The sequence below is a fragment of the Streptomyces sp. BK022 genome (assembly GCF_004217355.1).
Taxonomy (GTDB): Bacteria; Actinomycetota; Actinomycetes; order Streptomycetales; family Streptomycetaceae; genus Streptomyces; species Streptomyces griseoluteus.
On record NZ_SHKU01000002.1, the window covers coordinates 918,100 to 942,561 of the forward strand.

General features: G+C 70.4%; 25 protein-coding genes and 1 riboswitch. Of the genes, 13 read left to right on the forward strand and 12 right to left on the reverse strand.

Annotation, left to right across the window (positions count from 1 at the left end; all coding sequences use genetic code 11):
- The first annotated feature begins 85 nt into the window (after positions 1-85).
- The 5 genes from EV284_RS10275 (at position 86) to EV284_RS10295 (ending at position 5,061) form a co-directional block, all read left to right on the forward strand.
- Positions 86-1,318: an Ig-like domain-containing protein gene (locus EV284_RS10275; protein WP_130332487.1), complete on the forward strand. Its 1,233-nt coding sequence runs from the start codon at positions 86-88 to the stop codon at positions 1,316-1,318.
- A gap of 234 nt (positions 1,319-1,552) precedes the next feature.
- Positions 1,553-2,713 (forward strand): Ig-like domain-containing protein, encoded by a 1,161-nt coding sequence (locus EV284_RS10280; RefSeq protein WP_130332489.1) that lies wholly within the window; start codon positions 1,553-1,555, stop codon positions 2,711-2,713.
- A 78-nt stretch (positions 2,714-2,791) separates the two neighbouring features.
- Positions 2,792-3,559, forward strand: coding sequence for an enoyl-CoA hydratase-related protein (locus EV284_RS10285; RefSeq protein ID WP_130332491.1), 768 nt, complete (start codon positions 2,792-2,794; stop codon positions 3,557-3,559).
- Between the two features lie 303 nt (positions 3,560-3,862).
- Entirely contained in the window at positions 3,863-4,366 is a 504-nt protein-coding gene (locus EV284_RS10290) for an ATP-binding protein (protein WP_130332493.1), read from the forward strand.
- A gap of 86 nt (positions 4,367-4,452) precedes the next feature.
- Positions 4,453-5,061: an ADP-ribosyltransferase gene (locus tag EV284_RS10295; RefSeq protein ID WP_130332495.1), complete on the forward strand. Its 609-nt coding sequence runs from the start codon at positions 4,453-4,455 to the stop codon at positions 5,059-5,061.
- Here EV284_RS10295 and EV284_RS10300 read toward each other — a convergent pair.
- Positions 5,015-5,674 (reverse strand): GNAT family N-acetyltransferase, encoded by a 660-nt coding sequence (locus EV284_RS10300; protein WP_130332497.1) that lies wholly within the window; start codon positions 5,672-5,674, stop codon positions 5,015-5,017. The genes EV284_RS10295 and EV284_RS10300 overlap by 47 nt on opposite strands.
- 109 nt (positions 5,675-5,783) lie before the next feature.
- Between EV284_RS10300 and EV284_RS10305 the strand changes: the two genes are divergently transcribed.
- Positions 5,784-5,996 (forward strand): EF-hand domain-containing protein, encoded by a 213-nt coding sequence (locus EV284_RS10305; protein WP_130332499.1) that lies wholly within the window; start codon positions 5,784-5,786, stop codon positions 5,994-5,996.
- 43 nt (positions 5,997-6,039) lie between these two features.
- On the opposite strand, the gene EV284_RS10310 is transcribed toward EV284_RS10305, so the two are convergent.
- Positions 6,040-6,597: a GH25 family lysozyme gene (locus EV284_RS10310; protein ID WP_130332501.1), complete on the reverse strand. Its 558-nt coding sequence runs from the start codon at positions 6,595-6,597 to the stop codon at positions 6,040-6,042.
- A gap of 76 nt (positions 6,598-6,673) precedes the next feature.
- On the opposite strand from EV284_RS10310, the gene EV284_RS10315 reads away from it, so the two are divergent.
- Positions 6,674-7,135 carry a redoxin domain-containing protein gene (locus tag EV284_RS10315; RefSeq protein ID WP_165425496.1) on the forward strand — a complete coding sequence of 154 codons (462 nt, stop codon included), beginning with the start codon at positions 6,674-6,676 and terminating at the stop codon, positions 7,133-7,135.
- Here EV284_RS10315 and EV284_RS10320 read toward each other — a convergent pair.
- Complete coding sequence (locus tag EV284_RS10320; protein ID WP_165425497.1) at positions 7,122-7,976, reverse strand: PP2C family serine/threonine-protein phosphatase; 855 nt, start codon at positions 7,974-7,976, stop codon at positions 7,122-7,124. The genes EV284_RS10315 and EV284_RS10320 overlap by 14 nt on opposite strands.
- A gap of 288 nt (positions 7,977-8,264) precedes the next feature.
- On the opposite strand from EV284_RS10320, the gene EV284_RS10325 reads away from it, so the two are divergent.
- Positions 8,265-9,284, forward strand: a complete 1,020-nt coding sequence (locus EV284_RS10325; RefSeq protein WP_130332508.1) for an LLM class flavin-dependent oxidoreductase — start codon at positions 8,265-8,267, stop codon at positions 9,282-9,284.
- A gap of 16 nt (positions 9,285-9,300) precedes the next feature.
- Here the strand turns inward: EV284_RS10325 and EV284_RS10330 are convergent, their stop codons facing one another.
- The 9 genes from EV284_RS10330 to gcvT all read right to left on the reverse strand — a co-directional run bounded on the left by EV284_RS10330 (position 9,301) and on the right by gcvT (position 18,267).
- The gene (locus EV284_RS10330) at positions 9,301-10,461 is read right to left on the reverse strand and encodes an NAD-dependent formate dehydrogenase (RefSeq protein ID WP_130332510.1); all 1,161 of its coding nucleotides are present in this window, start codon (positions 10,459-10,461) and stop codon (positions 9,301-9,303) included.
- 55 nt (positions 10,462-10,516) lie between these two features.
- Positions 10,517-11,506 carry an NAD(P)H-quinone oxidoreductase gene (locus EV284_RS10335; protein ID WP_130332512.1) on the reverse strand — a complete coding sequence of 330 codons (990 nt, stop codon included), beginning with the start codon at positions 11,504-11,506 and terminating at the stop codon, positions 10,517-10,519.
- Positions 11,507-11,564: 58 nt separating this feature from the next.
- Entirely contained in the window at positions 11,565-12,188 is a 624-nt protein-coding gene (locus EV284_RS10340) for a flavin reductase family protein (protein ID WP_130332514.1), read from the reverse strand.
- 67 nt (positions 12,189-12,255) lie between these two features.
- Positions 12,256-13,155 carry a nucleotidyl transferase AbiEii/AbiGii toxin family protein gene (locus EV284_RS10345; RefSeq protein ID WP_130332516.1) on the reverse strand — a complete coding sequence of 300 codons (900 nt, stop codon included), beginning with the start codon at positions 13,153-13,155 and terminating at the stop codon, positions 12,256-12,258.
- Positions 13,155-13,769 carry a type IV toxin-antitoxin system AbiEi family antitoxin domain-containing protein gene (locus EV284_RS10350; protein ID WP_130332518.1) on the reverse strand — a complete coding sequence of 205 codons (615 nt, stop codon included), beginning with the start codon at positions 13,767-13,769 and terminating at the stop codon, positions 13,155-13,157. Before EV284_RS10350 ends, EV284_RS10345 begins: the two co-directional genes overlap by 1 nt.
- Before the next feature lie 117 nt (positions 13,770-13,886).
- Positions 13,887-15,254 (reverse strand): L-serine ammonia-lyase, encoded by a 1,368-nt coding sequence (locus EV284_RS10355; protein ID WP_130332520.1) that lies wholly within the window; start codon positions 15,252-15,254, stop codon positions 13,887-13,889.
- Positions 15,255-15,358: 104 nt separating this feature from the next.
- Positions 15,359-16,627: a serine hydroxymethyltransferase gene (glyA, locus tag EV284_RS10360; RefSeq protein WP_130332522.1), complete on the reverse strand. Its 1,269-nt coding sequence runs from the start codon at positions 16,625-16,627 to the stop codon at positions 15,359-15,361.
- Between the two features lie 15 nt (positions 16,628-16,642).
- Positions 16,643-17,020 (reverse strand): glycine cleavage system protein GcvH, encoded by a 378-nt coding sequence (gcvH, locus tag EV284_RS10365; protein WP_130332524.1) that lies wholly within the window; start codon positions 17,018-17,020, stop codon positions 16,643-16,645.
- A 119-nt stretch (positions 17,021-17,139) separates the two neighbouring features.
- Positions 17,140-18,267, reverse strand: coding sequence for a glycine cleavage system aminomethyltransferase GcvT (gene gcvT / locus EV284_RS10370; RefSeq protein ID WP_130332526.1), 1,128 nt, complete (start codon positions 18,265-18,267; stop codon positions 17,140-17,142).
- 150 nt (positions 18,268-18,417) lie between these two features.
- Positions 18,418-18,506, reverse strand: a riboswitch (glycine riboswitch).
- Between the two features lie 181 nt (positions 18,507-18,687).
- On the opposite strand from gcvT, the gene EV284_RS10375 reads away from it, so the two are divergent.
- The 5 genes from EV284_RS10375 to EV284_RS10395 all read left to right on the forward strand — a co-directional run bounded on the left by EV284_RS10375 (position 18,688) and on the right by EV284_RS10395 (position 24,425).
- Positions 18,688-19,350: an AAA family ATPase gene (locus EV284_RS10375; protein WP_130332528.1), complete on the forward strand. Its 663-nt coding sequence runs from the start codon at positions 18,688-18,690 to the stop codon at positions 19,348-19,350.
- Positions 19,351-19,414: 64 nt separating this feature from the next.
- Positions 19,415-20,206 (forward strand): enhanced serine sensitivity protein SseB, encoded by a 792-nt coding sequence (locus tag EV284_RS10380; RefSeq protein WP_130332530.1) that lies wholly within the window; start codon positions 19,415-19,417, stop codon positions 20,204-20,206.
- Positions 20,207-20,293: 87 nt separating this feature from the next.
- Positions 20,294-21,052 carry an enhanced serine sensitivity protein SseB C-terminal domain-containing protein gene (locus EV284_RS10385; protein WP_130332532.1) on the forward strand — a complete coding sequence of 253 codons (759 nt, stop codon included), beginning with the start codon at positions 20,294-20,296 and terminating at the stop codon, positions 21,050-21,052.
- 506 nt (positions 21,053-21,558) lie between these two features.
- Positions 21,559-22,566, forward strand: coding sequence for an ABC transporter permease (locus tag EV284_RS10390; RefSeq protein ID WP_130332534.1), 1,008 nt, complete (start codon positions 21,559-21,561; stop codon positions 22,564-22,566).
- Between the two features lie 71 nt (positions 22,567-22,637).
- Positions 22,638-24,425 (forward strand): ABC transporter substrate-binding protein, encoded by a 1,788-nt coding sequence (locus tag EV284_RS10395; RefSeq protein WP_130332536.1) that lies wholly within the window; start codon positions 22,638-22,640, stop codon positions 24,423-24,425.
- Positions 24,426-24,462 lie beyond the last annotated feature (37 nt).

A 24,462-nucleotide genomic window follows, 5' to 3' on the forward strand; every position in this document is an offset into this window, starting at 1 on the left:
CCTTCGCGTCGTCCTTCCCTCTGTTCTGCCCATCCACGGGGTCGCACTCACGTTTCCCCGGAGCGTGCCGCGTCGTTGTGTCGGCGTGAGGCACCTACAAGGACGCGCGCGGCGCGCGCTGGCCGCACTGGCCACGGCACTTTCATGGGCGGGACTGCTGGCCGGGGCCGCCGGCTGCACCGCGGACGGCTCCGGCCCCCTGGGCATCGGCGGCCCCCCGGGCAGACCCCCGGCCGTCGAGGACGTCATCCGGGTGACCCCGGACGACGGCGGCAAGGGGGTGCGTCCCGGCGAGCGGCTGCGGGTGCGGGTGCCCGACGGGCGGCTGGAGAAGGTCACGGTGACCCGCTCCCAGGACGCCCAGGACACCGCCGTCACCGGGCAGATCGCGAGGGACGGCCGCACCTGGAGACCGGACGACGACAAGCTGGCCCTCGCCGCCCGCTACACGGTGGACGCGGTCGCCGTGGACGGCGACGGCCGCCGTTCGGCCCGGCACACCACCTTCACCACCTACGTCCCCGACCAGCGGTTCATCGGCTACGTCACCCCGGAGAACCGATCCACGGTGGGCACCGGGATGATCGTCTCCCTCGCCTTCAACCGGGACATCACCGACCGGGCCGCCGTGGAGAGGGCCGTACGCGTCACCGCGAAGCCGGCCGTCGACATCCGCGCCCACTGGTTCGGCAGGAACCGGCTGGACTTCCGCCCCGAGCGCTACTGGAAGCCCGGCACCGAGGTGACCGTCGACCTCGCCCTGCGCGACGTGGAGGGGGCGCCCGGCGTCTACGGGCTCCAGCGCAAGACGATCGCCTTCACCGTCGGCCGCAGCCAGGTCTCCCTGGTCGACGCGGCCGCGCACACCATGGAGGTGCGCCGGGACGGCGAACTCCTGGCCACCGTGCCGATCACCGCGGGCGCCCCCAAGACGCCCACGTACAACGGCAAGATGGTGGTGATGGACATGCTGGAGGTGACCCGCATGAACAGCCAGACGGTCGGCTTCGGCGGCGAGTACGACATCCCGGACGTGCCGCACGCCATGAAGCTCACCGACTCCGGCACCTTCCTGCACGGCAACTACTGGTCGCCCGAGTCGCCGGGCGAGGTCAACGTCAGCCATGGATGCGTGGGGCTGAGGGACGTCAAGGGCGGCGGCGCGGACACCCCGGCGGGCTGGTTCTTCGACCGCAGCCTGGTCGGGGACGTCATCGAGGTCGTGCACAGCAAGGACAAGACGGTCTCCCCGGACAACGGCCTCAGCGGGTGGAACATGGCATGGAAGCAGTGGAAGGCGGGCAGCGTGCTCCAGTGACCCGGTGAGCTGCGAAGTTCCGGGTCTCGGTGGCTGGTTGAAGTTGCGACTGAACGGTGACATTCGGCGGACACCGAGCCCGGAACCCGGCGGCTAGCATGCCCGGATGAGCGCGGGACGCGCCGGGGTGTGGACCTGTGACCAGGTCCGGGAGGGGAGAACGACTTGAACGTGCGGCCGATATCGGGGGCTTCGGCAGGAAGTCGGCACAGGGGTCGTAAGGGGCTGGCGATCATGGCGGGGGCGCTCGTGCTGTCGCTGGCCGCCTGCGGCGGCGGTGAGACCACGGGGAGCGGGTCGGACAAGGCCAGGAGCAAGGACGGTCAGGACAAGCAGTCCGCGGCCGCCGTCACCATCGCGCCCAAGTCCGGTGCCACGGCCGTGGACACCAGCGGCGCGCTGAACGTGAAGGTCGCCGGGGGCCGGCTGACCAGTGTGGTGGTCAAGGACAGCAAGGGAACCGAGGTCGACGGCACGCTCGCCAAGGGCGGCGCCGCCTGGACGCCGGCCCGGCACCTGGCCGCCGCCACGAAGTACACGGTGCACGCGGTGGCCGAGGACTCGCGGGGCCGCAAGGCCGCCGAGGACTCCAGCTTCACCACGCTGACGCCCAAGAACACCTTCGTGGGCACCTTCACGCCGGAGGACGGCTCCACCGTCGGCGTCGGCATGCCGTTCTCGCTGCGCTTCACCCGCGGCATCACCGACCCGGCCGCCGTCGAGAAGGCCATCCGCATCAAGACCGAGCCCGCGGTGGACGTCGCGGGCCACTGGTTCGGCAACGACCGCCTGGACTTCCGCCCGGAGAGCTACTGGAAGCCCGGCACCAAGGTCACCGTCGACCTCGACCTGGACGGCGTCGAAGGCCGCGACGGGGTGTACGGCAAGCAGCGCAAGACGGTGAAGTTCACCATCGGCCGCAGCCAGATCTCCTACGTCGACGCCAAGAAGCACACGATGAAGGTCGTGCGGGACGGCAAGACCCTCAAGACCCTCCCGGTCACCACCGGCAAGCCCGGTTACGAGACCTGGAACGGCAAGATGGTCATGACCGAGAAGCTCGCCGTGACCCGGATGAACGGCGAGACGGTCGGCTACGGCGGCGAGTACGACATCAAGGACGTGCCGCACGCCATCCGCCTCACCGACTCCGGCACCTTCATCCACGGCAACTACTGGGGCGGCGGTGCCTTCGGCAACTACAACGCCAGCCACGGCTGCGTGGGCCTGCGCGACGTGCGCGGCGGCTACGACGGCGGGGTCCCGGCGGCCTGGTTCTTCAACAAGTCCATGGTCGGGGACGTGGTGATCGTGAAGAACTCGCACGACCGCACGGTCGCCCCGGACAACGGCCTCAACGGCTGGAACATGAGCTGGGCGGACTGGAAGAAGTAGGACCGTGTGACGGCGGGCCCGGTGCTGTGAGGTACGGCACGGGGCCCGTCGGCGTTAGTGCCCGTTAACCTGCTGCGCATGACCGTGAATCTCGAAGTCGCCGAAGGCGTCGGCACGCTGCGTCTGGACCGGCCGCCGATGAACGCGCTGGACGTCGCCACGCAGGACCGGCTGAAGGAACTAGCCGAGGAGGCCACGCGCCGCGAGGACGTGCGCGCCGTGGTCATCCACGGCGGGGAGAAGGTGTTCGCGGCGGGCGCGGACATCAAGGAGATGCAGGCGATGGACCACACCGCGATGGTCCTGCGCGCCCGCGCCCTCCAGGACGCCTTCACCGCCGTCGCCCGCATCCCCAAGCCGGTCGTCGCCGCCGTCACCGGATACGCGCTCGGCGGTGGCTGCGAGCTGGCGCTGTGCGCGGACTACCGGATCGCCGGGGAGAACGCCAAGCTGGGCCAGCCCGAGATCCTGCTCGGCCTGATCCCGGGCGCGGGCGGCACCCAGCGGCTGCCCCGGCTGATCGGCCCGTCCAAGGCGAAGGACCTCATCTTCACCGGCCGCATGGTCAAGGCCGACGAGGCACTCGCGCTCGGTCTGGTGGACCGGGTCGTCCCGGCCGGCGAGGTGTACGAGCAGGCACACGCCTGGGCCGCCCGGCTCGCCCAGGGCCCGGCGCTCGCGCTGCGTGCGGCGAAGGAGGCGGTCGACGCCGGTCTGGAGACGGACATCGACACCGGGCTCACGGTGGAGCGGAACTGGTTCGCGGGGCTGTTCGCCACCGAGGACCGCGAGCGGGGGATGCGCAGCTTCGTGGAGGAGGGGCCGGGGAAGGCCAAGTTCCTCTGAGCGCCCGGGAAGTACTCCCCGGCCTCGGGAAGAGCTCTCGTGGCTCTTGCAATTGACGCGTCGTCTGATTCGGCTCTCTCTGCAGGCCGGTTTATGGCAGCCTTAACCGCACCTTAAGCCTGCCTCGCCGAGGGAGCCGCACGATTGCCCGGAACCGAGCCGTCGCCGCAGGTCGACCGGGTCACCGCCGACCCCGACCTGCCACTGGCATATGCCGAGGGACTGGAGCAGACCGGGGGCGCACGGGGGGCGTATTCCTCCGGATCGGCCCCGGAGGCCCGCTGCGACGGCCATCATGGGTCCATGGCGGGGCTGGATGGCATCGATCAGCCACGGGGACACAGCCGTGCTGCCGCGGCGCGTTGGTCGCCCGCGGTCGAGGACGAACAAGGGCTCAGAGCGCTCGAACTGTTCGGCAACCCCGCGGAGGCGGAGGTGCCGCTCCCCTCGCGCCCCGAGTCCGCCGCCACCGCGCGCAGACTCGCCCAGATCGTCATCCTCCGGCACTGGGCACTGACCCCCAAGCTGACCGAGGACGCGGTCTTACTCGTCTCCGAACTCGTGGGCAACGCCGTACGTCACACCGGCGCCCGCGTGTTCGGACTGCGGATGCGCCGCCGGCGCGGCTGGGTGCGCGTCGAGGTGCGCGACCCCTCGCGGGGGCTGCCCTGCCTGATGCCGGTGCAGGAGACGGACATCAGCGGGCGGGGACTGTTCCTCGTCGACAAGCTCGCGGACCGCTGGGGCGTCGACCTGCTGCCCCGGGGCAAGACCACGTGGTTCGAGATGCGGGTCTCCGACCGCTAGGACCAGCTGACTTGAGGCGGGCGGACACGCCCCCGATGGGGTGAGGGTCCACCACCCGCCCCGGCCGGAGCGCCATCGTGCGGGGCATGATCGCAACTCGTCTGCGGCGCAGCGTCACCGCTGCCGCCCTCTCCCTCGGCGCCGTCCTCGTCACCACGGCCGCCACGCCCGCCGCCGCTCCCGCGGAGCTGAAGACCCGCGCCGCCGCGCCCTCCTGTCCGCAGTTCGAGGACAAGGTGCAGGCCGCCGCCGACCGCCGGGTGGACGTCGACCGGATCACCCCGGACCCGGTGTGGCGCACCGGCTGCGGCACCCTCTACCGCAGCGACAGCCGTGGCCCGGCCGTCGTCTTCGAGGAGGGCTTCCTGCCCAAGGACACGGTGAACGGGCAGTACGACGTGGAGCGTTACGTCCTCGTCAACCAACCCTCGCCGTACGTCTCCACGACCTACGACCACGACCTGTACAAGACCTGGTACAAGTCGGGCTACAACTACTACATCGACGCCCCCGGCGGGGTGGACGTCAACAAGACCATCGGCGACACCCACAAGTGGGCCGACCAGGTCGAGGTCGCCTTCCCCGGCGGCATCCAGCGCCAGTACGTCATCGGTGTCTGCCCGGTGGACAGGGCGACCAAGACCGAGATCATGAGCAACTGCCAGAGCAACCCGTACTACCGGCCCTGGCACTGAGCAGCAGCTCGGCACCGACGGGCCGGTAGCCGGCCGCCAGGAACGCCCGCGCGCTGCGGGCGTTCCCCGGCGAAACCTGTGCCCACACCGGCTCGTCGGCCAACTGGCGTGCGGCGAGGGCCAGTGCCCGCCCCAGCCCGGCGCCCCCGCCCTCCACCTCCAGCGCCACTTCCCGCCGGCCACCCACCCCGCGCCCGGTCACCAGCAGCCCGCCGCCGGCCGCCCACACGCGCACCGAGTCCCGGCGCCGGCGCGCGCGGACCACCCGGGGGTGCCCGGTGTCCGCGATCTCCCGCAGCGCCAGTGCGGGCGCACCCGGCAGGGGAGTGCCGACCCAGAGCGCGTCGACGGTCTCCGCGGTGCGGCCGGTGCGGTCCATGAGGGCGGTCAGGAAGCCGGGGTGCAGGGGAGCGGCGAGGGGATCGCACTCCACGGCCGCCAGGGCCGCGCGCACCCAGGCGGGGTCCTCGTCGGTGAGGACGAGGGTGTGCGCGGTGAACGCCAGTACTCCGGCGTCCCGTTGGCAGAGCTGGGGGAGGACGGCCACCGTGCCGTCCGGGGGAAGGAACCGGTCGCGCGCCACCGCGTCGAGCAGTTCCGGCAACGTCTCCATCGAGCCCGCCTCTCGGTCCGGGGGGAACCGCCGGTGGTGGGAGCGTTAATCTGACCAGCGGCAGTACGCCGACACGGTATGAGAGTCACGAGCACAGAGGGGCGGATCGGTGGCGGACATCGAGGAAGCACGCAAGCAGTTCCAGCGGATCGACGCGGACGGCGACGGGTTCATCACCGCGGCCGAGTTCAAGTCCGCGCTCGCCCAGCAGGGCGACTTCAACGTCACCGAGACGGTCGCCGAGGTGGTCATCAAGACCCGCGACATCAACGGCGACAAGGTGCTGACGTTCGACGAGTTCTGGGCCTACCTGAACAAGTGACGTACCCGGCAGGGGTGTCCGCGCCGCGCGGACACCCCTGGCGTCACCTCCCGGTCGCCCACTCCCTGAGCGCGGCCTTGCTGGAGAAGTCCGCCACGTTCTTGTCGTGCGGTTCCGAGGTGTACTGGTGGAACTTCCAGTCCGCCTTGATCCGGGGCTTGCCGGCGCTCACGTAATCGGCGATCCACAGCCCGTCGCCCGCGTACGACGTGGTGTCGATGTTCAGCCAGTAGTCCCGGTTGGTGTACAGCACCACCCGGTTGTCGGGCCGCAGACCGCGCAGCTTGCGGATGAAGCTGTCCTTCTCCGCGTTGCTCGCGTGCGTGCCGTCACCGGTCACCTCCCAGTCGACGGCCAGGATGTCGCCCGGCCGGTCGGGGGCGTGGCTGAGGAAGTACTCGGCCTGGTCGGTGAGGTTGCCCGGCCACAGGAAGTGGTAGAAGCCCGTGACCAGACCAGCGTCCCGCGCCGTCTTCGTCTGGGCCGCGAGTCTCGAGTTGACGTACGAACGGCCCTCCGTCGCCTTGATGAAGGCGAACGAGAGTCCGTCGGTCTCGTACGACGAGGACTGATACGCGCTGACGTCGATGCCATGGAGCATGAAGGTCTTGTGCCCCCGCCGCCGCCGCTCGGAACATCCCGCTCCGGGCGCGTTCGACCCTGATGGAGGAACCTTCGTGCAGCGCACCGTGATGACATCCGAGGGCCCGCTCCCCGTGCCGTCCCCGGAGCACGAGTGGACCGTGCTGTTCTTCGTCACCGAGCCCGGCATCGGCGATCGCGTGCCCGAACTCGGCGGCTGTACCACGGGGTTGTGCTCCGCGCGGGACGCGTCGGCGAGGTTCGCCCGCGCAGGCGCCCGCGTGCTCGGGGCAAGCGCGCACGCCCCCGGTCACCTCGCGGAGTTCGCCGCCGGACGTGCCCTCGGCTACCCCCTGATCGGGGACGAGGACCTCCTGCTCGGCCGTGCGCTGGGCGTGCCCGAGGTACGGGCCGAGGGCCGCGCGCTGTTCGAGCGGGCGGGGGTCGTCCTGGACCGCACCGGCGCCGTGCGGGCGCTGGTCCACCCCGTCCCCGATCCCGGCCGGCACGCGGAACTGGTGCTGACCGAGCTGGAGCGGCTCGCTAGCGGGGCCTGAGCACGTACGCCACGAAGCCGGCGGCCAGGGCGGCGGCGGCCACCGCGTACACCGCGCGCCTGTCGCGGTGGGGGGCCTGGAGGGGCGCGCGGGAGACGACCGGGGTGGCGGGGGCTCCGCCCTGGACGACGTCGGCCACCACGACGGAGATGTTGTCCCTGCCGCCCGCCCCGAGGGCCAGCTCCACCAGCCGGTCGGCGGCCTCCTCCCGGGAGGACAGGCCGAGCGCGTCGGCGAGCTGGGCCTCCGGGACGAGGTCGGAGAGGCCGTCGGAGCAGAGCAGGAAGCGGTCGTCGGGCAGGGTCTCCAGGCGGAACAGCGTGGGGCTGAGCGACTCCCCGCCCACCAGCGCCTTCGTCACCATGGCCCGCTGCGGATGCGCCAGCGCCTCGGCGGGGGTGATCCGGCCGTCGTCCAGCAGCGTCTGCACCAGGGAGTCGTCACGGGTCAGCAGCACCAGCTCCCCGGCGCGCATCAGATACGTACGGGAGTCCCCGACGTTGGCCACGACGAACTGGTCGCTGTCGGCCTCCATCAGGACCGCCGTGAGCGTGGTCCCCATGCCCTCCAGCTCCGGCGAGGTCCGCACCGCGTCGGCGATGGCCCGGTTCCCGGCGAGTATCGCCCCGCGCAGCGCCTCCATGGGCTCCGCCCGCGTCCGCTCCGGCCCCAGCTCGGCCATGTGCGAGATCACCACCGAACTGGCCACCTCGCCCGCGGCGTGCCCGCCCATGCCGTCCGCCACCACCAGCAGGTGCGGCGCCGCGTACACCGAGTCCTCATTGACTTCCCGGACCAGCCCTTTGTCACTGCGGACCGCGAACCGAAGGCTCAGAGACATGCTTTCTCCTGGCAGGCGAACCCGTCCCGGCGAGGACATCACCACCGCTGCGGGACGGAAAAACAGGGGGAGTTGGAACTACAGACACCATGCCCGGGCACACCGCACCGGACGCCTGTGAGTTTCCCCCACCGTGAGTCCGTCCGCGGGCCCGGCCCTCCCCGCCGTGCGCCGGGCGCGCCGGTCCTCCCGTAGGGCACCGTCGGGGCCGGGCTCTGATTGCGGGCCGGTCCCGCCTGTGAAACGTTCGCAGGGAGGCACTCCGCTCCCGATGATTGTGGCGCCGACATGACTACCCAGCGCGTTCCGCTGTCGATCCTCGACCTCGTACCGGTGGCCTCGGGCACCGACATGACCACCGCGCTCGACCAGTCCGTCGAGCTGGTACGGCTCGCGGACGGGCTCGGCTACAACCGGTACTGGTACGCCGAGCACCACAACGTCGTCACCTTCGCCTCCTCCGCGACCGCCCTGCTCATCGGCCGTGCCGCCGAGCACAGCGAGCGCATCCGGCTGGGCTCGGGCGGCGTGATGCTGCCCAACCACAGCCCGCTGATGGTCGCGGAGTACTACGGCACCCTCGCCGAGATGTACGGCGCCCGCATCGACCTCGGCCTCGGCCGCGCGCCGGGCACCGACCCGACGACGGCCGCCGCGCTGCGCCGGGGCGTCGCGGCCACCGACACGTTCGTCCAGGACGTCGTCGACCTGCACCGCTACCTCAGCTCCCGCGACGGTGAGGGACCCGAGGTGAGAGCGGTGCCGGGTGAGGGTACCGAGGTCCCGCTGTGGATGCTGGGCTCCAGCCTCGACGGCGCGGCCGTCGCCGCCTACCTCGGGCTGCCGTACGCCTTCGCGTCGCACTTCGCCCCGCAGATGCGGCACGAGGCGCTGAAGCTGTACCGCTCGCGCTTCTCGACCGAGTTCCCCACCGCCGAGATCCCGCGGCCGTACGCCATGGTCGGCGTCAACGTCCTCGTCGCTCCCACCGACGAGGAGGCGCACTACCTGTTCACCACCGCCCAGCAGATGGCCGCCGGCATCTACACCGGCCGGCGCGGCCCGCTGCGGCCCCCGGTCCGGGACCTGGAGACCGTCATCGGCCCCGAGGTCGCCCGGTTCGTGGACGACTTCCAGCAGGTGCGCGCGGTGGGCTCCCCGAAGACGGTCGTCGACGAGCTGGAGGCGCTGGTAGCGGACCTGGACGCCGACGAACTCATCATCACGACCTACACCCACGACGCCGCCCACCGCGCCCGGTCGTTCTCGCTGCTGGCCGAGGCGTGGGGGCTGGACAGCGGCGGCTGAGCGCGCCCGGTGACCCTCACTTCAGTTCGTACGACTGGGCTCCGACCCCGGCGAGATTTCCCGCGTCGATGACGAGATACTCCTCGCAGATGGGCCGCCCCTCGAAATAGCACTGGAGGATGTCGAGCGTTCCGGCGGCATAGCGGGCCTGTGCGGAAAGCGTCGTCCCGGAGATGTGGGGCGTCATTCCGTTGAACGGCATCGTGCGCCACGGATGGTTGACCGGCGCCGGCTGCGGATACCAGACGTCTCCCGCGTATCCCGCGATATGGCCGGAATGCAGAGCCTCCATGACCGCGTCCCGGTCGACCAGCTGGGCCCGTCCGCAATTGATGACGTACGTGCCGCGTTTCATCATGCCGAAAGTCTTCGCGTTCAGCATGTTCTTGGTGGACGGGTAAAGCGGCAATTGCAGGCTCAGAATGTCGATGTCGCTGATCAGCGACTCCAATTCCGGGTGGAACACAAGGCCCAGTTCCCTCTCGGTCTCCGGAGCGAGCCGATGCCGCTGGTGGTAGTGCAGCTCCAGTCCGAAGGGCTTGAGCCGTCGCAGCACGGCCAGCCCGATGCGGCCCGCCCCGACCGCCCCGTACTTCATGCCCTCGATGTCGTAGCCGCGCTCCACGCAGTCCGCGACGTTCCAGACGCCGTTCACGGATATGCCGTGCGAGGGAAGGTAGTTGCGGACCTGGGCCAGGATCATCATGACCGTGTGCTCGGCCACGCTGACGCTGTTGGAGCCGGTGACCTCGGCGACGGTGACCCCCGCCCGCGCCGCCGCCTCCAGGTCGACGTGGTCCGAGCCGATCCCCGCGGTGAGCGCCAGCTTCAGCTTGGCCGCCTTCGCCAGGCGCTCCTTCGTCAGATACGCCGGCCAGAACGGCTGCGAGATGACGACCTCGGCCTCGGGCAGGTACCTGTCGAACTCGGTCTGCTCGCCGTCCTTGTCGCTGGTGACGATGAACCGGTGGCCGTTCTTCTCCAGATAGCCGCGCAGTCCGAGTTCGCCCGATACGCACCCGACCAGTTCGCCCGGTTTGAATCCGAGTGGACCCTGGGGTGCGGGCGCCGGACGGCCATTGACATTCCAGCCGATTTCCGGGATTTCGTCCCGCGCGTATACCGGCGGATATCCCGCCTGCGGGTCGGGATAGAGTACGCACAGAACGGTCGACATCAGCAGCCCCTTCACAAAAGGTGAGTATTCGGGTGCTGTTTCGAGACTACCCCCGTCACCGCTGCCGCGGCGCGACGAGCAATACCTTGCCGATGTGGCCGCCGTCCATCGCGCGGTGCCCGTCGGCGGCGTCGGACATCGGCAGCTCGCGGTCGATCACCGGGCGGACCCGCCCCGCCTCGATCAGCGGCCAGACGTGCTCGCGCACCCCGGCGACGATCTCGGCCTTCTCCCGCGGCGGCCGGGCCCGCAGCGAGGTCGCCATCACCGCGCCCTCCTTGGCCAGCAGGGCGCCGATGTCCAGCTCGCCCGTGGTGCCGCCCTGAAGACCGATGATGACCAGGCGGCCGTTGGTGGCCAGCGCCTGGACGTTGCGGTCGAGGTAGTCGCCACCGCCCATGTTGTCCAGGATGACGTCGGCGCCCGCGCCGTCGGTGGCCCGCCTGAGCTCGGTGACGAAGTCCTGGGTGTGGTAGTCGATCAGGATCTCCGCGCCCAGCTCCGCGCAGAAGTCCAGCTTCTCCCGCGACCCGGCCGTCACGGCGACCCGCGCCCCGATCGACCCGGCCAGCTGGATCGCCATGGTCCCGATGCCCCCGGAGCCGCCCTGCACGAGCAGCACCTCGCCGGGGCGCAGGTGCGCCACCATGAACACGTTGGACCACACCGTGCACACCACCTCGGGCAGCGCGGCGGCCTGCACCAGGCCGACCCCGTGGGGCACGGGGAGCAGCTGGCCGGCCGGTACGACGACCTTCTCGGCGTATCCGCCGCCCGTGAGCAGCGCGCACACCTCGTCGCCGACCGACCAGCCGGAGACCCCGGGGCCGAGCGCGGAGACGGTGCCGGAGCACTCCAGGCCGAGGTAGGGGGAGGCGCCGGGCGGCGGGTCGTAGGCGCCCTGGCGCTGCATGATGTCGGCGCGGTTCACCCCGGCCGCCGCCACGTCGACCAGCACCTCGCCGGGGCCCGGCACCGGGTCGGGGACCTCGGTCCAGTCCAGCTTCTCGGGGCCGCCGGGTCCGGTCACAGTGATCGCGTGCATGCGCGCGAGGTTAACCCGGCAAAAGCCGCGTACGCGGCAGAAATGCCCTCGCGAGGACTCAGCTTCGCTCGCCCTGCTGCCAGTCGCGCCAGCGGATGCGGGGCTTCTCCAGCACCTTGCCGAGCGTGCCCCACTCGTCGCGGCCCAGCCGGGACATCGGGCGCAGCCGCTCGATGTCCGGCAGCCCGTCCTCGGCGAGCGCCTCCTCGCTGACCACCGCGTGGACCACCCGGCCGAACACCACCGTGGAGTCGCCCAGCGTCAGCAGACTGTGCAGCTCGCACTCCAGCGCCGCCGGCGAGGCCGCGACCCGCGGCGGCTTCACCCGCAGCGAGGGCTCGGGCTCCAGCCCCACCGCCCCGAACTCGCTGACGTCGGACGGGAAGTCCGTCCCGGTGTCGTTGATCTCCCTGAACAGCCCCTCCGGCGCCAGGTTGACCACGAACTGCCCGGTCTCCTCCACGTTCCGCAGCGAGTCCTTGCGGGTCACCGAGGTGAACTGCACGATCGGCGGATTCACGCAGGAGACCGAGAAGAACGAGTGGGGCGCGAGGTTCGGCCGGTCCGGATGGTCCTTGGAGACCGTGGAGACCCACGCGATCGGCCGTGGCACCACCACCGAGGTGAGCAGCCGGTAGAACGCGTGCGGGGCCATGGCCGAGGGATCGAAGTCGGTACGCATGATCCTTAGTATTCAGCCCCGCCCCGCTTTCAGGTTGCGCCGCCTCGGCTCTCCGGTCATGCCTGGTTCACGACCACGTAAGGGTCGCTGCACTCCATGTGAGCGTGACGGCCTCGCCGTTGAGGAGCTTGTCCCCGAAGACGGTGACCTGCCGGACGACGTCGGTGAAGCGTTCGGGGTAGCCGGTCGCGGCGGGGCCTTGTCTGCGGCGCCAGGCGGTGTAGGAGGCCTGGCGGCGCTCGCCGAGGTCGGTGATGGTGGTGCTGAGGGGCTTCAGAGCGATGCCGCGGTGTGCGGCGGTTGCGGTCAGCGCCGTGGTGAGTTCTTCGCCGTCGAGGTCGTTGAGGGTGATCAGGCGGTACAGGTCGCCGTAGTCGCGGTCGCGGGTGTTGAGGTCGCCGAGTGAGACGGCGGTGGAGAGTTTCTCGGCGATGACGGTGGCGAGTGGGTAGCCGAGGATCTGGAAGCTCTCCGTCGAGAGCTGCTGTGGATAGTCGATCATTCGCGGACCGGGAGTGACGGGATCCCCGAAGCTGACATCCAGCTGGAGCCTCAGTCGCGCTCGGGCGATGGAGGCGGCCATGGACAGGCGCAGGCCGTGATACTCGTCCTCCTCGCGTATGGGGACCGTTGTGAGTGTCGTGGGATCGAACATGACGCCGTCGTCGATCTCGGTGGCGGCGATGTCCGTGATCCTCCGCATGATCTCGGTTTCGTCGCCTGGGAACGAGCGGCCGAGGATGTCGATGTCGCGGGTCGTGCGACGTGCGCCGAACTGGGCGAGCAACAGGCCGTCCTTGAGTACGAAGTGTTCGCGGCCCAGGGGTGACAGGGCCAGGCGGTAGAGAAACCGTTCGAGGACGTACTCGACCATGACCTCGTCCGTCGACCTGCCGTTGCGGCGGGCCAGGTTGCGCAGGTCGTTGTAGATGCGACCGGCGGTGGTGTCGCGGGTGGGGTTGGCCATCAGGCGAGCACCGCCTCAACAGCGGGGCGGATGACGGAGAGGGCGCCCAGCTCGCGCGCGATGTGCTGGAGTTCGCCGACCCCGCTGCGTCCGCTCCGGCGCAGGTAGCGGCCGAGCGCGGACAGGGCGAGGGTCTCGCCGGTGCGGCTGCGGTGGCGCATCGCGTCCACGACGCTGCGGGCCGCGTCGTAGACGGGGACGGTCTCTCCCGGGGCTGCCTCGAACCGTTCGACGCCGAGGGCGAAGGTCTTCGGGGCGTACTGCGCCACCACGGTCGGGGGGTAGGAGATCGTGGGGCGGCGTGTACCGCGCGGCACGGCGATGTGGACTGCTGCGGGGATGTCGTCGATCAGCTCGTGCAGCGCCAGGGCGGACTCGCCGCACACGACGGCGCGAGGGGCGCGTGCGCACACGGCCAGCAGATCGGCGTGCGCGGTCTCCGGGGCGTCCGCCCGCCGGTACACCCCGCGGGACAGTTCGTCTATATCCCCTTCCGCGACCAAGTGCGCTAGATCGCGAGGGGAGAGCAGGGCCTCACGTGCTTGCGCTGTCGTGAAAGTGGGGGAGAGGCCGGTCAGCCGTTGCTCAAGGCGGGGGTTCCGCGCAGCACTCATGTATCGAATGGTACCCGCTGGATGCCCTCAGGGGGTCGATTTAATACATCCGAGCACACGCTGACGGGGCGGGGCGGACCCCGTCTCGGCCCCGCCCCGCTCCCGGCCGCGATGCCTCTAACACTCGATGATGTTCACCGCGAGCCCGCCCCGCGCCGTCTCCTTGTACTTGACGGACATGTCCGCGCCCGTCTCCTTCATGGTCTTGATGACCTTGTCGAGGGAGACCTTGTGGGAGCCGTCGCCGCGCATCGCCATCTTCGCGGCGGTGACCGCCTTCACCGAGGCCATGCCGTTGCGCTCGATGCACGGGATCTGGACGAGGCCGCCGACGGGGTCGCAGGTCAGGCCCAGGTTGTGCTCCATGCCGATCTCGGCCGCGTTCTCCACCTGCTCGGGGGAGCCGCCGAGCACCTCGGCGAGCGCGCCCGCCGCCATGGAGCACGCGGAGCCCACCTCGCCCTGGCAGCCGACCTCGGCGCCGGAGATGGAGGCGTTCTCCTTGAAGAGCATGCCGATCGCGCCGGCCGCGAGCAGGAAGCGGACCACGCCCTCCTCGTCCGCGCCGGGCACGAAGTCCATGTAGTAGTGCAGCACCGCCGGGATGATGCCGGCCGCGCCGTTGGTGGGCGCGGTGACCACCCGGCCGCCCGCCGCGTTCTCCTCGTTCACCGCCATCGCGTAGAGGGTGATCCACTCCATGGCGTGCGCGAGCGCGTTGCCCTCGGCGCGGAGCTGGCGGGCGGAGACGGCGGCGCGGCGGCGCACCTTCAGACCGCCCGGCAGGATGCCCTCGCGGGACATGCCGCGGGCCACGCACTCGCGCATCACCCGCCAGATCTCCAGCAGGCCGGCGCGGATCTCCTCCTCGGTACGCCACGCCCGCTCGTTCTCCAGCATCAGCGCGGAGATCGACAGCCCGGTCTCCTTGGTGAGCCGCAGCAGCTCGTCACCGGTGCGGAACGGGTACTTCAGCACCGTGTCGTCCAGCTTGATCCGGTCCGCGCCGACCGCCTCCTCGTCCACGACGAAGCCGCCGCCGACCGAGTAGTACGTCTTGGTCAGCAGCTCCTCGCCCGAGGCGTCGTACGCCCAGAGCGTCATGCCGTTGGCGTGGTAGGGCAGGGTCTCGCGGCGGTGCAGGACCAGGTCGTCGTCGAAGGAGAAGGCGATCTCGTGCTCGCCGAGCAGGCGGAGCCGGCCCGCCTCGCGGATCGCCTCGACTCGGGCGTCGGCGCCCTCCACGTCCACCGTGCGCGGGGAGGCGCCCTCCAGGCCCAGCAGCACCGCCTTGGGGGTGCCGTGGCCGTGGCCGGTGGCGCCGAGCGAGCCGTACAGCTCGCAGCGGACGGCGGCGACGGGGTCCAGCAGGCCCTCGTTGCGCAGCCGGCGGGCGAACATGCGCGCCGCCCGCATCGGACCGACCGTGTGGGAGCTGGACGGGCCGATGCCGATCGAGAACAGGTCGAAGACCGAGACGGCCACGGTGACTCCTCAATACGTACAGGTACAAAAAGGTGATGCGGACACAGCACGGGTGCCCCGCCCACCGGCAGTGGGCGGGGCACCCGGGTAACACATACGGGGTACTACTCGCCCAGCGCCGGATACAGCGGGTGCTTGTCCGCCAGCACCCGCACACGGGCGGCGAGCGCCTCGGCGTCGTAAGACGGCTTCAGCGTCTCGGCGAGCACGTCCGCGACCTCGGCGAAGTCCTCGGCGGTGAAGCCCCGGGTGGCGAGGGCGGGCGTGCCGATCCGCAGGCCCGAGGTGACCATCGGCGGCCGCGGGTCGTTCGGGACCGCGTTGCGGTTGACCGTGATGCCGACCTCGTGGAGCCGGTCCTCGGCCTGCTGCCCGTCCAGCTCCGACTCACGCAGGTCCACCAGGATCAGGTGGACGTCCGTGCCGCCGGAGAGCACGTTCACCCCCGCCTCACGGGCGTCCGGCGCGGTCAGCCGCTCGGCGAGGATGCGGGCACCCTCCACGGTACGACGCTGGCGCTCCGCGAAGTCCGCCGAGGCCGCGACCTTGAAGGAGACCGCCTTGGCGGCGATCACGTGCTCCAGCGGACCGCCCTGGAAACCGGGGAAGACCGAGGAGTTCAGCTTCTTGGCGAAGTCCTTCTTGGCCAGGATGATGCCGCCGCGCGGGCCGCCGAGCGTCTTGTGCGTGGTGGAGGTCACCACGTCCGCGTACTCGACCGGGTTCGGGTGCAGCCCCGCCGCGACCAGACCGGCGAAGTGCGCCATGTCCACCCACAGGTAGGCGCCGGCCTCGTCCGCGATCCGCCGGAACTCGGCGAAGTCGAGCTGCCGGGGGTAGGCCGACCAGCCCGCGATGATCACCTTGGGGCGGTGCTCCTTGGCCAGCCGCTCGACCTCGGCCATGTCGACCAGGCCGGTCTCGCCGTCCACGTGGTACGCGACCACGTTGAACTGCTTGCCGGAGAAGTTCAGCCGCATCCCGTGGGTGAGGTGGCCGCCGTGCGCGAGGTCGAGCCCGAGGATGGTGTCACCGGGCTGGGCCAGCGCGAACAGCGCCGCCTGGTTGGCGGAGGCGCCCGAGTGCGGCTGGACGTTGGCGTACTCGGCGCCGAACAGCTCCTTCACCCGGTCGATGGCGATCTGCTCGGCCACGTCGACGTGCTCGCAGCCGCCGTAGTAGCGGCGGCCCGGGTAGCCCTCGGCGTACTTGTTGGTCAGGACCGACCCCTGCGCCTCCATCACCGCGAGCGGTGCGAAGTTCTCGGAGGCGATCATCTCCAGGGTCGACTGCTGGCGGCGCAGCTCGGCGTCGACCGCGGCGGCGATCTCCGGGTCCAGCTCGTGCAGGGGCGTGTTCAGGACGTCAGTCATACGGCTTCCGGCTCCTCAGCCTGCGATGTAGGCGGTGTACTCGTCGGCGGTCAGCAGGTCGGCGGGCTGCTCCGCGACGCGCACCTTGAACAGCCAGCCGCCCTCGAAGGGCTCGGAGTTCACCAGCGACGGGTCGTCCACGACGTCCTGGTTGATCTCGGTGATCTCACCGGAGACGGGGGAGTACAGCTCGGAGACCGACTTGGTGGACTCCAGCTCGCCGCAGGACTCGCCCGCGGTGACCTCGGCGCCGACCTCGGGAAGCTGCACGAAGACCACATCGCCGAGCGCGTTGGCCGCGTGCTCGGTGATGCCGACCGTCGACGCGCCGCCCTCGGCGGCCGACAGCCACTCGTGCTCCTTGCTGTAGCTCAACTGCTGCGGGTTGCTCATGACCTGAATTCTCCTGTACGCGAGGACGTGCTGGTCGGGCGAAAAGGGCTCGAACCGCTGAAGAGCGGGTGAATGTGCGCAGGGTCACGCCGGGGACCGGCCGGACCCGGGGCCAGTGTCTACTTGGCGCGCTTGTAGAAGGGCAGCGCCACGACCTCGTACGGCTCGTGGCTGCCCCGGATGTCCACGCCCACACCGGTGCTGCCGGGGGCGGCGTGCGCGGCGTCGACGTAGGCGATGGCCAGCGGCTTGCCGAGGGTGGGGGAGGGGGCACCGGAGGTGACCTCGCCGATCACCTCGCCGTCCGCGACGACGGCGTACCCGGCGCGCGGCACCCGGCGGCCCTCGGCGACGAGGCCGACCAGCACGCGGGGCGGCTGGGCCTCGGCACGCTCGGCGGCCTTCGCCAGCGCCTCGCGGCCGACGAAGTCGCCCTCCTTGCCGAACTTCACCACGCGGCCGAGACCGGCGTCGAAGGGGGTCAGCCCGGTGGTCAGCTCGTGCCCGTACAGCGGCATGCCCGCCTCCAGGCGCAGGGTGTCCCGGCAGGACAGCCCGCACGGCACCAGACCGGCGGCGGAGCCGGCCTCCAGCAGCGCCTCCCAGAGGCGGACGGCGTGCTCGGGCCGTACGAACAGCTCGAAGCCGTCCTCGCCGGTGTAGCCGGTACGGGCGATCAGCGCGGGGACGCCCGCGACCGTGCCGGGCAGCCCGGCGTAGTACTTCAGGCCGTCGAGGTCGGCGTCGGTGACGGCCTTGAGGATGCCGGGGGACTCCGGGCCCTGGACGGCGAGCAGCGCGTAGGCGTCGCGGTCGTCGCGGACCTCGGCGTCGAAGCCGGCCGCGCGCTCGGTCAGCGCGTCCAGGACGACCTGGGCGTTGGAGGCGTTGGCCACGACCATGTACTCGTGCTCGGCGAGCCGGTAGACGATCAGGTCGTCCAGGATGCCGCCGTCGGCGCGGCAGATCATGGTGTAGCGGGCGCGGCCCACGCCGACCGAGGCGAGGTCGCCGACGAGGGCGTAGTTCAGCAGGGCGGCGGCGCCGGGGCCGGTCACCGTGATCTCACCCATGTGCGAGAGGTCGAACAGCCCGGCCCGGGTGCGCACCGCCTGGTGCTCGTCACGCTCGGAGCCGTAGCGCAGGGGCATGTCCCAGCCGGCGAAGTCGGTCATCGTCGCGCCGAGCGAGCGGTGCACGGCGTCGAGCGCGGTATGGCGCGGGGCGTTGGGGTCTGTGCTACTCATCGGTCGTCTCCCAGGGCAACGGGGGATGGGGCGAGGAACGTTCCTCCCCATCTGTCATCGGAACCTGAGAGGTTCGCCATGACCCGCACGGTCACTGGCTTGCACCTTGGGTGGGGTCGCTTTCGACAGCGGCCCGCTTTTCAGATGTGCCTCGCCCGCGCGGTAACGGTGCCTGAGAGATTCAAGGGAGGGACTTGCTCCTTCGGCGCCCCGGATGGGGACTCTCCCGCGCGGATTCAAACGGCCGGTATGCAGTTGGCGGGCACATCATCGCACGGCGGCGCCCGGCCCTGAAGGGGCCACCGGCTGTGACATGCCTGTGGCCGATCCGGGACCCGCACGGCGACCGCGCGCATTACCTTCTCTTTACATGAGTTGGGCAGGGGATGACCTGAGCCCACTGGGGGAGGGACGATCACGGTGAACAGGTCCACGGTGTACGCCACGACCACCGGCATCCCGGTGCGGCAGCGGCCTTGCGCGGGCGCCCGGCAGCGGGCGGGCCGCCCCGCGCCGGCCGTCCGCGACCTGCGCGACCGCCCCGGCGGCCCCCGCACCCTCCGCTTCGACCCCCGCGACCTCGTCGTCGTCACCGGGCTGCCCGGCAGCGGCAAGTCGACCCTGATGCGCCGCACGGTCCCCGGCCGCCGCGTCGATTCCCAGGACGCCCGCGACCGCTGGGCCGCCCGGCTCCCCGCCGCACTGCCCTACGCGTTCTACCGCCCGCTGGTCCGCCTCGCCCACTACGCCGGGCTGCGCCGCGAGCTGGCCTCGGGCGAGGGCGTCGTGGTGCACGACTGCGGCACCCAGCCCTGGGTGCGCGCCTGGCTCTCCCGCGAGGCGCGCCGCAGAGGCGGCACCCTGCACCTGATCCTGCTCGACGTGTCCGCCGACACCGCCCGGCACGGCCAGCGCGAGCGCGGCCGGGGCGTCTCGCGGTACGCCTTCCACCGCCACCGCGGCACCACCGCCCGCCTGCTGGACGCCGTCGAGCGCGGCGAGAGCCCCGCCGGCTGCGGCTCGGTCGTCCTGCTGGACCGCGCCTCGGCGGACGGCCTGACGCGGATCGAGTTCGCCAGGTGAGCGCCCGCACGCGCACCGGATAGCCTTCTGCACCACAGCATGACTCCCAGCAGGCGGTAGGCACATGGACTTCCCGGCGGACCTTCCCGCGGACTTCCCGGCACAGGCACACCCCCACCCGCACGGCGGCTGGCCCGGCAACGAACTGGAGGAGGTCCTCTCCGCCGCCCTCGGCATACCCGCGGCCGGCGCCCGCGTCATCGAGGTGCTGGCCCGAAGCTTCGTCTGGATACCCCTGCCCAACGGCGGCGGTCCGCACAGCGGTCCGCTGGACCTGCCCACCGTCGAGATCGACGGCCAGGTGTACGTCCCGGTGTTCAGCTCCGAGGAGCAGTTCCGGCAGTCGCCCGGCGGACACCTCCCGCACACCGTCGCCCCCGCCGTGGAGTTCGCGCGCGGTCTGCCGCCGCAGGCGGGCGTCGTCATCAACCCCGGCGGCGTGGTCGGACTCCCGCTGCCGCCCGACGCGGTGGCCGCGCTGTGCCGGGCCGGGGGCTCCCCGTTGGACGGTCCCGCCTCCGGTGGCCGGGTGCGGCTCTTCGAGCCCGACTGGCAGGAGGACCCGGTGGACTTCCTGGCCGCCGCCTCCGCCGAGTTCGCCGCGACCGGGGTGGTGGTCAGCGCCCGGCGCTGCCTCGCCGTCATCGAGACGGCCGACCCGGTGCTCTTCGTCGGCGTCGAACTCGCCCACTGGGAGGGCGACGCGCGGGCGCTGCCGCTGGACGCCCTCGGCAAGGCACTCGGCCGCGCCCCGGCCCCCTGGCCCGTCAACCTCGTCCTCCTGGACGCCACCCAGGACCCGGTGGCCGACTGGCTGAGGACGAACGTGCGCCCCTTCTACCAGTTCGGCAACTGAGGCATCAGGGCTCGCGGGGCCCGCGCCGGTGGGCGCTTAAGCTGTCCCCACACGCGGGGAACTTGCAATGAAGGGGCGGTAGGACAGGTGAGCGCGAGCCCAAGCGGCAGCGTCGAGCACATGCTGCGCCAGGTCACTCCCGGACGCTACGACGCCTACGAGGCACTGCTCCGCGCCCTCGCCACCCCTTCGTCCGGCCAGATCTGGATGCTGCTGTGGCAGGGCCAGGCCGGCTCCCCGGACGCGCAGTACGCGAACATGGAGGTCGGCGGCTTCGGCTACGCCCCCTGCGTGACCTCGGCGCAGGAACTCTCCGCCAGCGGCTGGAGCCGGTCCTACGAGGTGGTCGACAGCCTCGACGTCGCCCGCACCCTCTACCCGGAGCACTACGGCCTCTGGCTCAACCCGCACGCCCCCGGCGGCGGCGTCGGCATCCCCTGGCTGGACCTGCGCCGCATCGCCACGGGCCTGGACCGCCAGCCGGCCGGCCCGCTGCGGCTGTCCGAACCGGCCATCGAGGTACCGCAGTTCTACGCCCTGCTCGCGCAGAACGCCCACCGCACGCCGGCCCTGCGCTCCCTGCGCCGCGCCTGGGTCCAGCCCGCTCTCGGCGCCCCCTACCTCGCCCTCGGTCTCGACGTGTACGAGTCGACGCCGGCCGCGGTCGACTCCGTGCGCGCGATGATGCAGCAGTCGGTCGGCGCGGTCCCCGAGGGCCTGCCGGTCTCCACGGTCGCCATGGCCGACGACTTCGACCCCGTCGTCCTCTGGATGCGCGCCAACTCCCGCCCGTTCTACGACCGCGAGGCCCACGGGGCGGTCGCGCCGGTGGGCGGGGCGTACTAGCGCGCTTTTTCTTTCCGCTCCGCTCTTTGCCTTTTCCTGGTAATTCCGTGTTCCGGAATCCCTGAATTCATGGGGTCCTCCGGCATTTCCGCATGCCCGCGTGCGGGCGCCGGAGGGGCGGTGAGGTGATCCGGAAGATCTGTGTGGACCGAGTGTTCGTCACGCCCTGTTCCGGGTAGGTCACGTGGAGGTCCGGTGTTGCGGCGGTGTGAACTCCCCCGCCATTAGGACGTGTTCAGCCGTACATGGCTGCGAATGACGGTCTTTGCTCGCGGTCGTCCCGAATTCACCTGTGTCCTACCGCTGTTACCCGTCGTTCGGATATCGGAACGTGCCAGGTTGCATCACGTTTAGGCATCCATTCATCGTCAAGTCTGGAAACGGATCGCCCAGCCGTTGAAGACTCCCGGTCCAGGGGTGTTCGCCCCCGTGTACGACAGTCTTCGAAGCCGCTCGCGCGGCAAGTGTGGGCCGGCTCAGGCCGGTTGAGAGGGGTCCCTGTCAGAATGACGGCACCATTGCACGAGCCGACCGCTGACGCGGCCCCGAACGCGCACGAGGAAGCGGAGGTGGCGAGCGCCAAGGCGAAGGACGTCCAGGGACGTTCGCTGGGGCGCATCGCCTGGGAGCGGCTGAAGCGGGACAGGCTCGCCCTGGCCGGCGGCACCGTGGTCGTCCTGCTCATCGTGATCGCCCTGCTGGCGCCCGTGCTCACCTCGCTGCTCGGGCAGGACCCGGACGCGTACCACGAGAGCCTGATCGACCCGCTGTTCGGCACCCCCAAGGGGTCCCTGGGCGGCATGAGCGGCGATCACCTGCTGGGCGTCGAGCCGGTCAACGGCCGCGACATCATGGCCCGCATCCTCTACGGCGCGCAGATCTCGCTCCTCGTCGGCTTCCTGTCGGCCGTGGTGGCCGTCGCCCTCGGCACCGTGCTCGGCATCCTCGCCGGGTTCTTCGGCGGCTGGGTCGACTCGGTGATCAGCCGGGTGATGGACGGTCTGCTCGCCTTCCCGCAGCTGCTGTTCATCATCGCGCTCGTCTCCGTGATGCCCAACAGCATGCTGGGCCTCAGCGGCTCGGCCGTGCGCGTCTTCGTGATGATCCTGGTCATCGGCTTCTTCGGCTGGCCCTACATCGGCCGCGTGGTGCGCGGCCAGACGCTCTCGCTGCGTGAGCGCGAGTACGTCGACGCGGCCCGCTCGCTGGGCGCCGGACGGTTCTACATCCTGTTCAAGGAGCTGCTGCCCAACCTGGTCGCGCCGATCATCGTCTACTCCACGATGATGATCCCGACCAACATCCTCACCGAGGCGGCCCTGAGCTTCCTGGGCGTGGGCGTCAAGCCGCCCACCGCCTCCTGGGGACAGATGCTCTCGAACGCGATCGACTACTACGACTCGGACCCCATGTACATGGTGGTCCCCGGCGTGGCGATCTTCATCACCGTTCTTGCCTTCAACCTGTTCGGCGACGGCGTCCGGGATGCCCTGGACCCCAAGGCTTCCCGCTGACCATGCCGTACCCCCAAGCGACCCGTGGAACCAGCACGGGGTCTCTCATCAATTCCGGAGGAACCGAGATCGTGACTACCCAGCGCACCTCAGGGCGGGCCAAGCGGACCGCTGCCGCTGCCGCCGTGGTCGCCGCACTGCTGACCACGGCCGCGTGCGGCGGCGGCGACGACGGCGGTTCGAAGAACGGTGCCGCCGGCTTCGACGCGGCCAACAACAAGGTGGCCCAGGCCTCCGAGGCCAAGAAGGGCGGCACCCTGCGCTTCGGGTCCGCCCAGGACGCCGACTCGTGGGACACCACCCGTGGCTACTACGGCTTCATGTGGAACTTCTCCCGCTACTACAGCCGCCAGCTCGTCACGAACAAGACCGAGCCGGGTGCCAAGGGCGCCGAGATCACCCCGGACCTCGCCACCGCCGCCGCCAAGGTGACCGACGACGGCAAGACCTACACGTACACCCTGCGTGACGGTGTGACGTGGGAGGACGGCAAGGCGATCACCTCGAAGGACGTCAAGTACGGCATCGAGCGTGTGTGGGCGCAGGACGTGCTGTCCGGCGGTCCGACCTACCTGAAGGAGGTCCTGGACCCCAAGGGTGAGTACAAGGGCCCCTACAAGGACAAGGCCAAGGACCACCTGGGCCTGAAGGCCATCGAGACCCCGGACGACAAGACCATCGTCTTCCACCTCCCGCAGGCCAACTCGGACTTCGAGGAGATGCTGGCGCTGACCTCGGGTTCCCCGGTCCGCCAGGACAAGGACACCAAGTCCAAGTACGGTCTGCACCCGTTCTCCTCGGGCCCGTACAAGTTCGCCTCCTACGCCCCCGGCAAGGACCTCAAGCTGGTCCGCAACACCAACTGGAAGGCGTCCTCGGACCCCGTCCGCAAGGCGTACCCGGACGCGATCACGATCAAGTTCTTCTCCAACGCCAATGACCTGGACCAGCGTCTGATCAACGGCGACCTGGACATCGACCTGGCCCAGACCGGCATGTCGCCCCAGGGCCGCACGGTCGCCCTCAAGCAGCACAAGGGCAACCTGGACAACCCGGTCTCCGGCTACGTCCGCTACGCCACCTTCCCGCAGAGCGTGAAGCCGTTCGACAACGAGCACTGCCGCAAGGCCGTGATCTACGGGTCCGACCACGTCTCGCTGCAGACCGCCCGTGGCGGCCCGGTCGCCGGCGGCGACATCGGCACCAACATGCTCCCGCCGTCGGTCCCCGGCGCCGAGGGCCAGAAGTACGACCCGTACGAGATCGCCGGTGCCAACAAGACCGGCAACGTCGCCAAGGCCAAGGAAGAGCTGAAGGCCTGCGGCAAGCCGAACGGCTTCAGCACCACCATCGCGGTGCGCAACAACAAGCCGGTCGAGGTGGCCACCGCTCAGTCGATGCAGGCGGCGCTGAAGAAGGTCGGCATCAACGCCCAGATCGACCAGTACGACGGTTCGCAGATCGCCGGCATCATCGGCAGCCCGTCGAACGTCAAGAAGAAGAACTACGGCATCATCATCATGGGCTGGGGCCCGGACTTCCCGTCCGTGCAGGGCTACGGCCTCCCGCTGTGGAACAGCAAGTACATCCTCGAGAGCGGCAACAACAACTACGCCCTCATCAAGGACAAGAAGATCGACGGTCTCTTCGGCGACTACGTCAAGACGCTGGACGAGGCCGGCAAGGCCAAGATCGCCACTGAGATCAACCACAAGGTGATGGAGGGCGGTTACTACCTGCCCTTCGTCTTCGAGAAGTTCATCAACTGGCGCTCGGACCGCGTCGCGAACATCTACACGTCGAACGGCTACAGCGGCATGTACGACTTCGTCAACCTCGGTCTGAAGTCCTCGAAGTAACCCCGGCACACCCGCCGAACGGCACGAAAGGCAGGTG

Excerpts from the sequence above, each read along its gene's own strand:
- EV284_RS10280 (WP_130332489.1), top strand. The coding sequence starts at position 1,553 with ATGGCGGGGGCGCTCGTGCTGTCGCTGGCCGCCTGCGGCGGCGGTGAG.
- EV284_RS10285 (WP_130332491.1), top strand. The coding sequence starts at position 2,792 with ATGACCGTGAATCTCGAAGTCGCCGAAGGCGTCGGCACGCTGCGTCTG.
- EV284_RS10290 (WP_130332493.1), top strand. The coding sequence starts at position 3,863 with ATGGCGGGGCTGGATGGCATCGATCAGCCACGGGGACACAGCCGTGCT.
- EV284_RS10295 (WP_130332495.1), top strand. The coding sequence starts at position 4,453 with ATGATCGCAACTCGTCTGCGGCGCAGCGTCACCGCTGCCGCCCTCTCC.
- EV284_RS10300 (WP_130332497.1), bottom strand. The coding sequence starts at position 5,674 with ATGGAGACGTTGCCGGAACTGCTCGACGCGGTGGCGCGCGACCGGTTC.
- EV284_RS10310 (WP_130332501.1), bottom strand. The coding sequence starts at position 6,597 with ATGCTCCATGGCATCGACGTCAGCGCGTATCAGTCCTCGTCGTACGAG.
- EV284_RS10320 (WP_165425497.1), bottom strand. The coding sequence starts at position 7,976 with ATGTCTCTGAGCCTTCGGTTCGCGGTCCGCAGTGACAAAGGGCTGGTC.
- EV284_RS10325 (WP_130332508.1), top strand. The coding sequence starts at position 8,265 with ATGACTACCCAGCGCGTTCCGCTGTCGATCCTCGACCTCGTACCGGTG.
- EV284_RS10330 (WP_130332510.1), bottom strand. The coding sequence starts at position 10,461 with ATGTCGACCGTTCTGTGCGTACTCTATCCCGACCCGCAGGCGGGATAT.
- EV284_RS10335 (WP_130332512.1), bottom strand. The coding sequence starts at position 11,506 with ATGCACGCGATCACTGTGACCGGACCCGGCGGCCCCGAGAAGCTGGAC.
- EV284_RS10340 (WP_130332514.1), bottom strand. The coding sequence starts at position 12,188 with ATGCGTACCGACTTCGATCCCTCGGCCATGGCCCCGCACGCGTTCTAC.
- EV284_RS10345 (WP_130332516.1), bottom strand. The coding sequence starts at position 13,155 with ATGGCCAACCCCACCCGCGACACCACCGCCGGTCGCATCTACAACGAC.
- EV284_RS10350 (WP_130332518.1), bottom strand. The coding sequence starts at position 13,769 with ATGAGTGCTGCGCGGAACCCCCGCCTTGAGCAACGGCTGACCGGCCTC.
- glyA (WP_130332522.1), bottom strand. The coding sequence starts at position 16,627 with ATGACTGACGTCCTGAACACGCCCCTGCACGAGCTGGACCCGGAGATC.
- gcvH (WP_130332524.1), bottom strand. The coding sequence starts at position 17,020 with ATGAGCAACCCGCAGCAGTTGAGCTACAGCAAGGAGCACGAGTGGCTG.
- gcvT (WP_130332526.1), bottom strand. The coding sequence starts at position 18,267 with ATGAGTAGCACAGACCCCAACGCCCCGCGCCATACCGCGCTCGACGCC.
- EV284_RS10380 (WP_130332530.1), top strand. The coding sequence starts at position 19,415 with ATGGACTTCCCGGCGGACCTTCCCGCGGACTTCCCGGCACAGGCACAC.
- EV284_RS10390 (WP_130332534.1), top strand. The coding sequence starts at position 21,559 with ATGACGGCACCATTGCACGAGCCGACCGCTGACGCGGCCCCGAACGCG.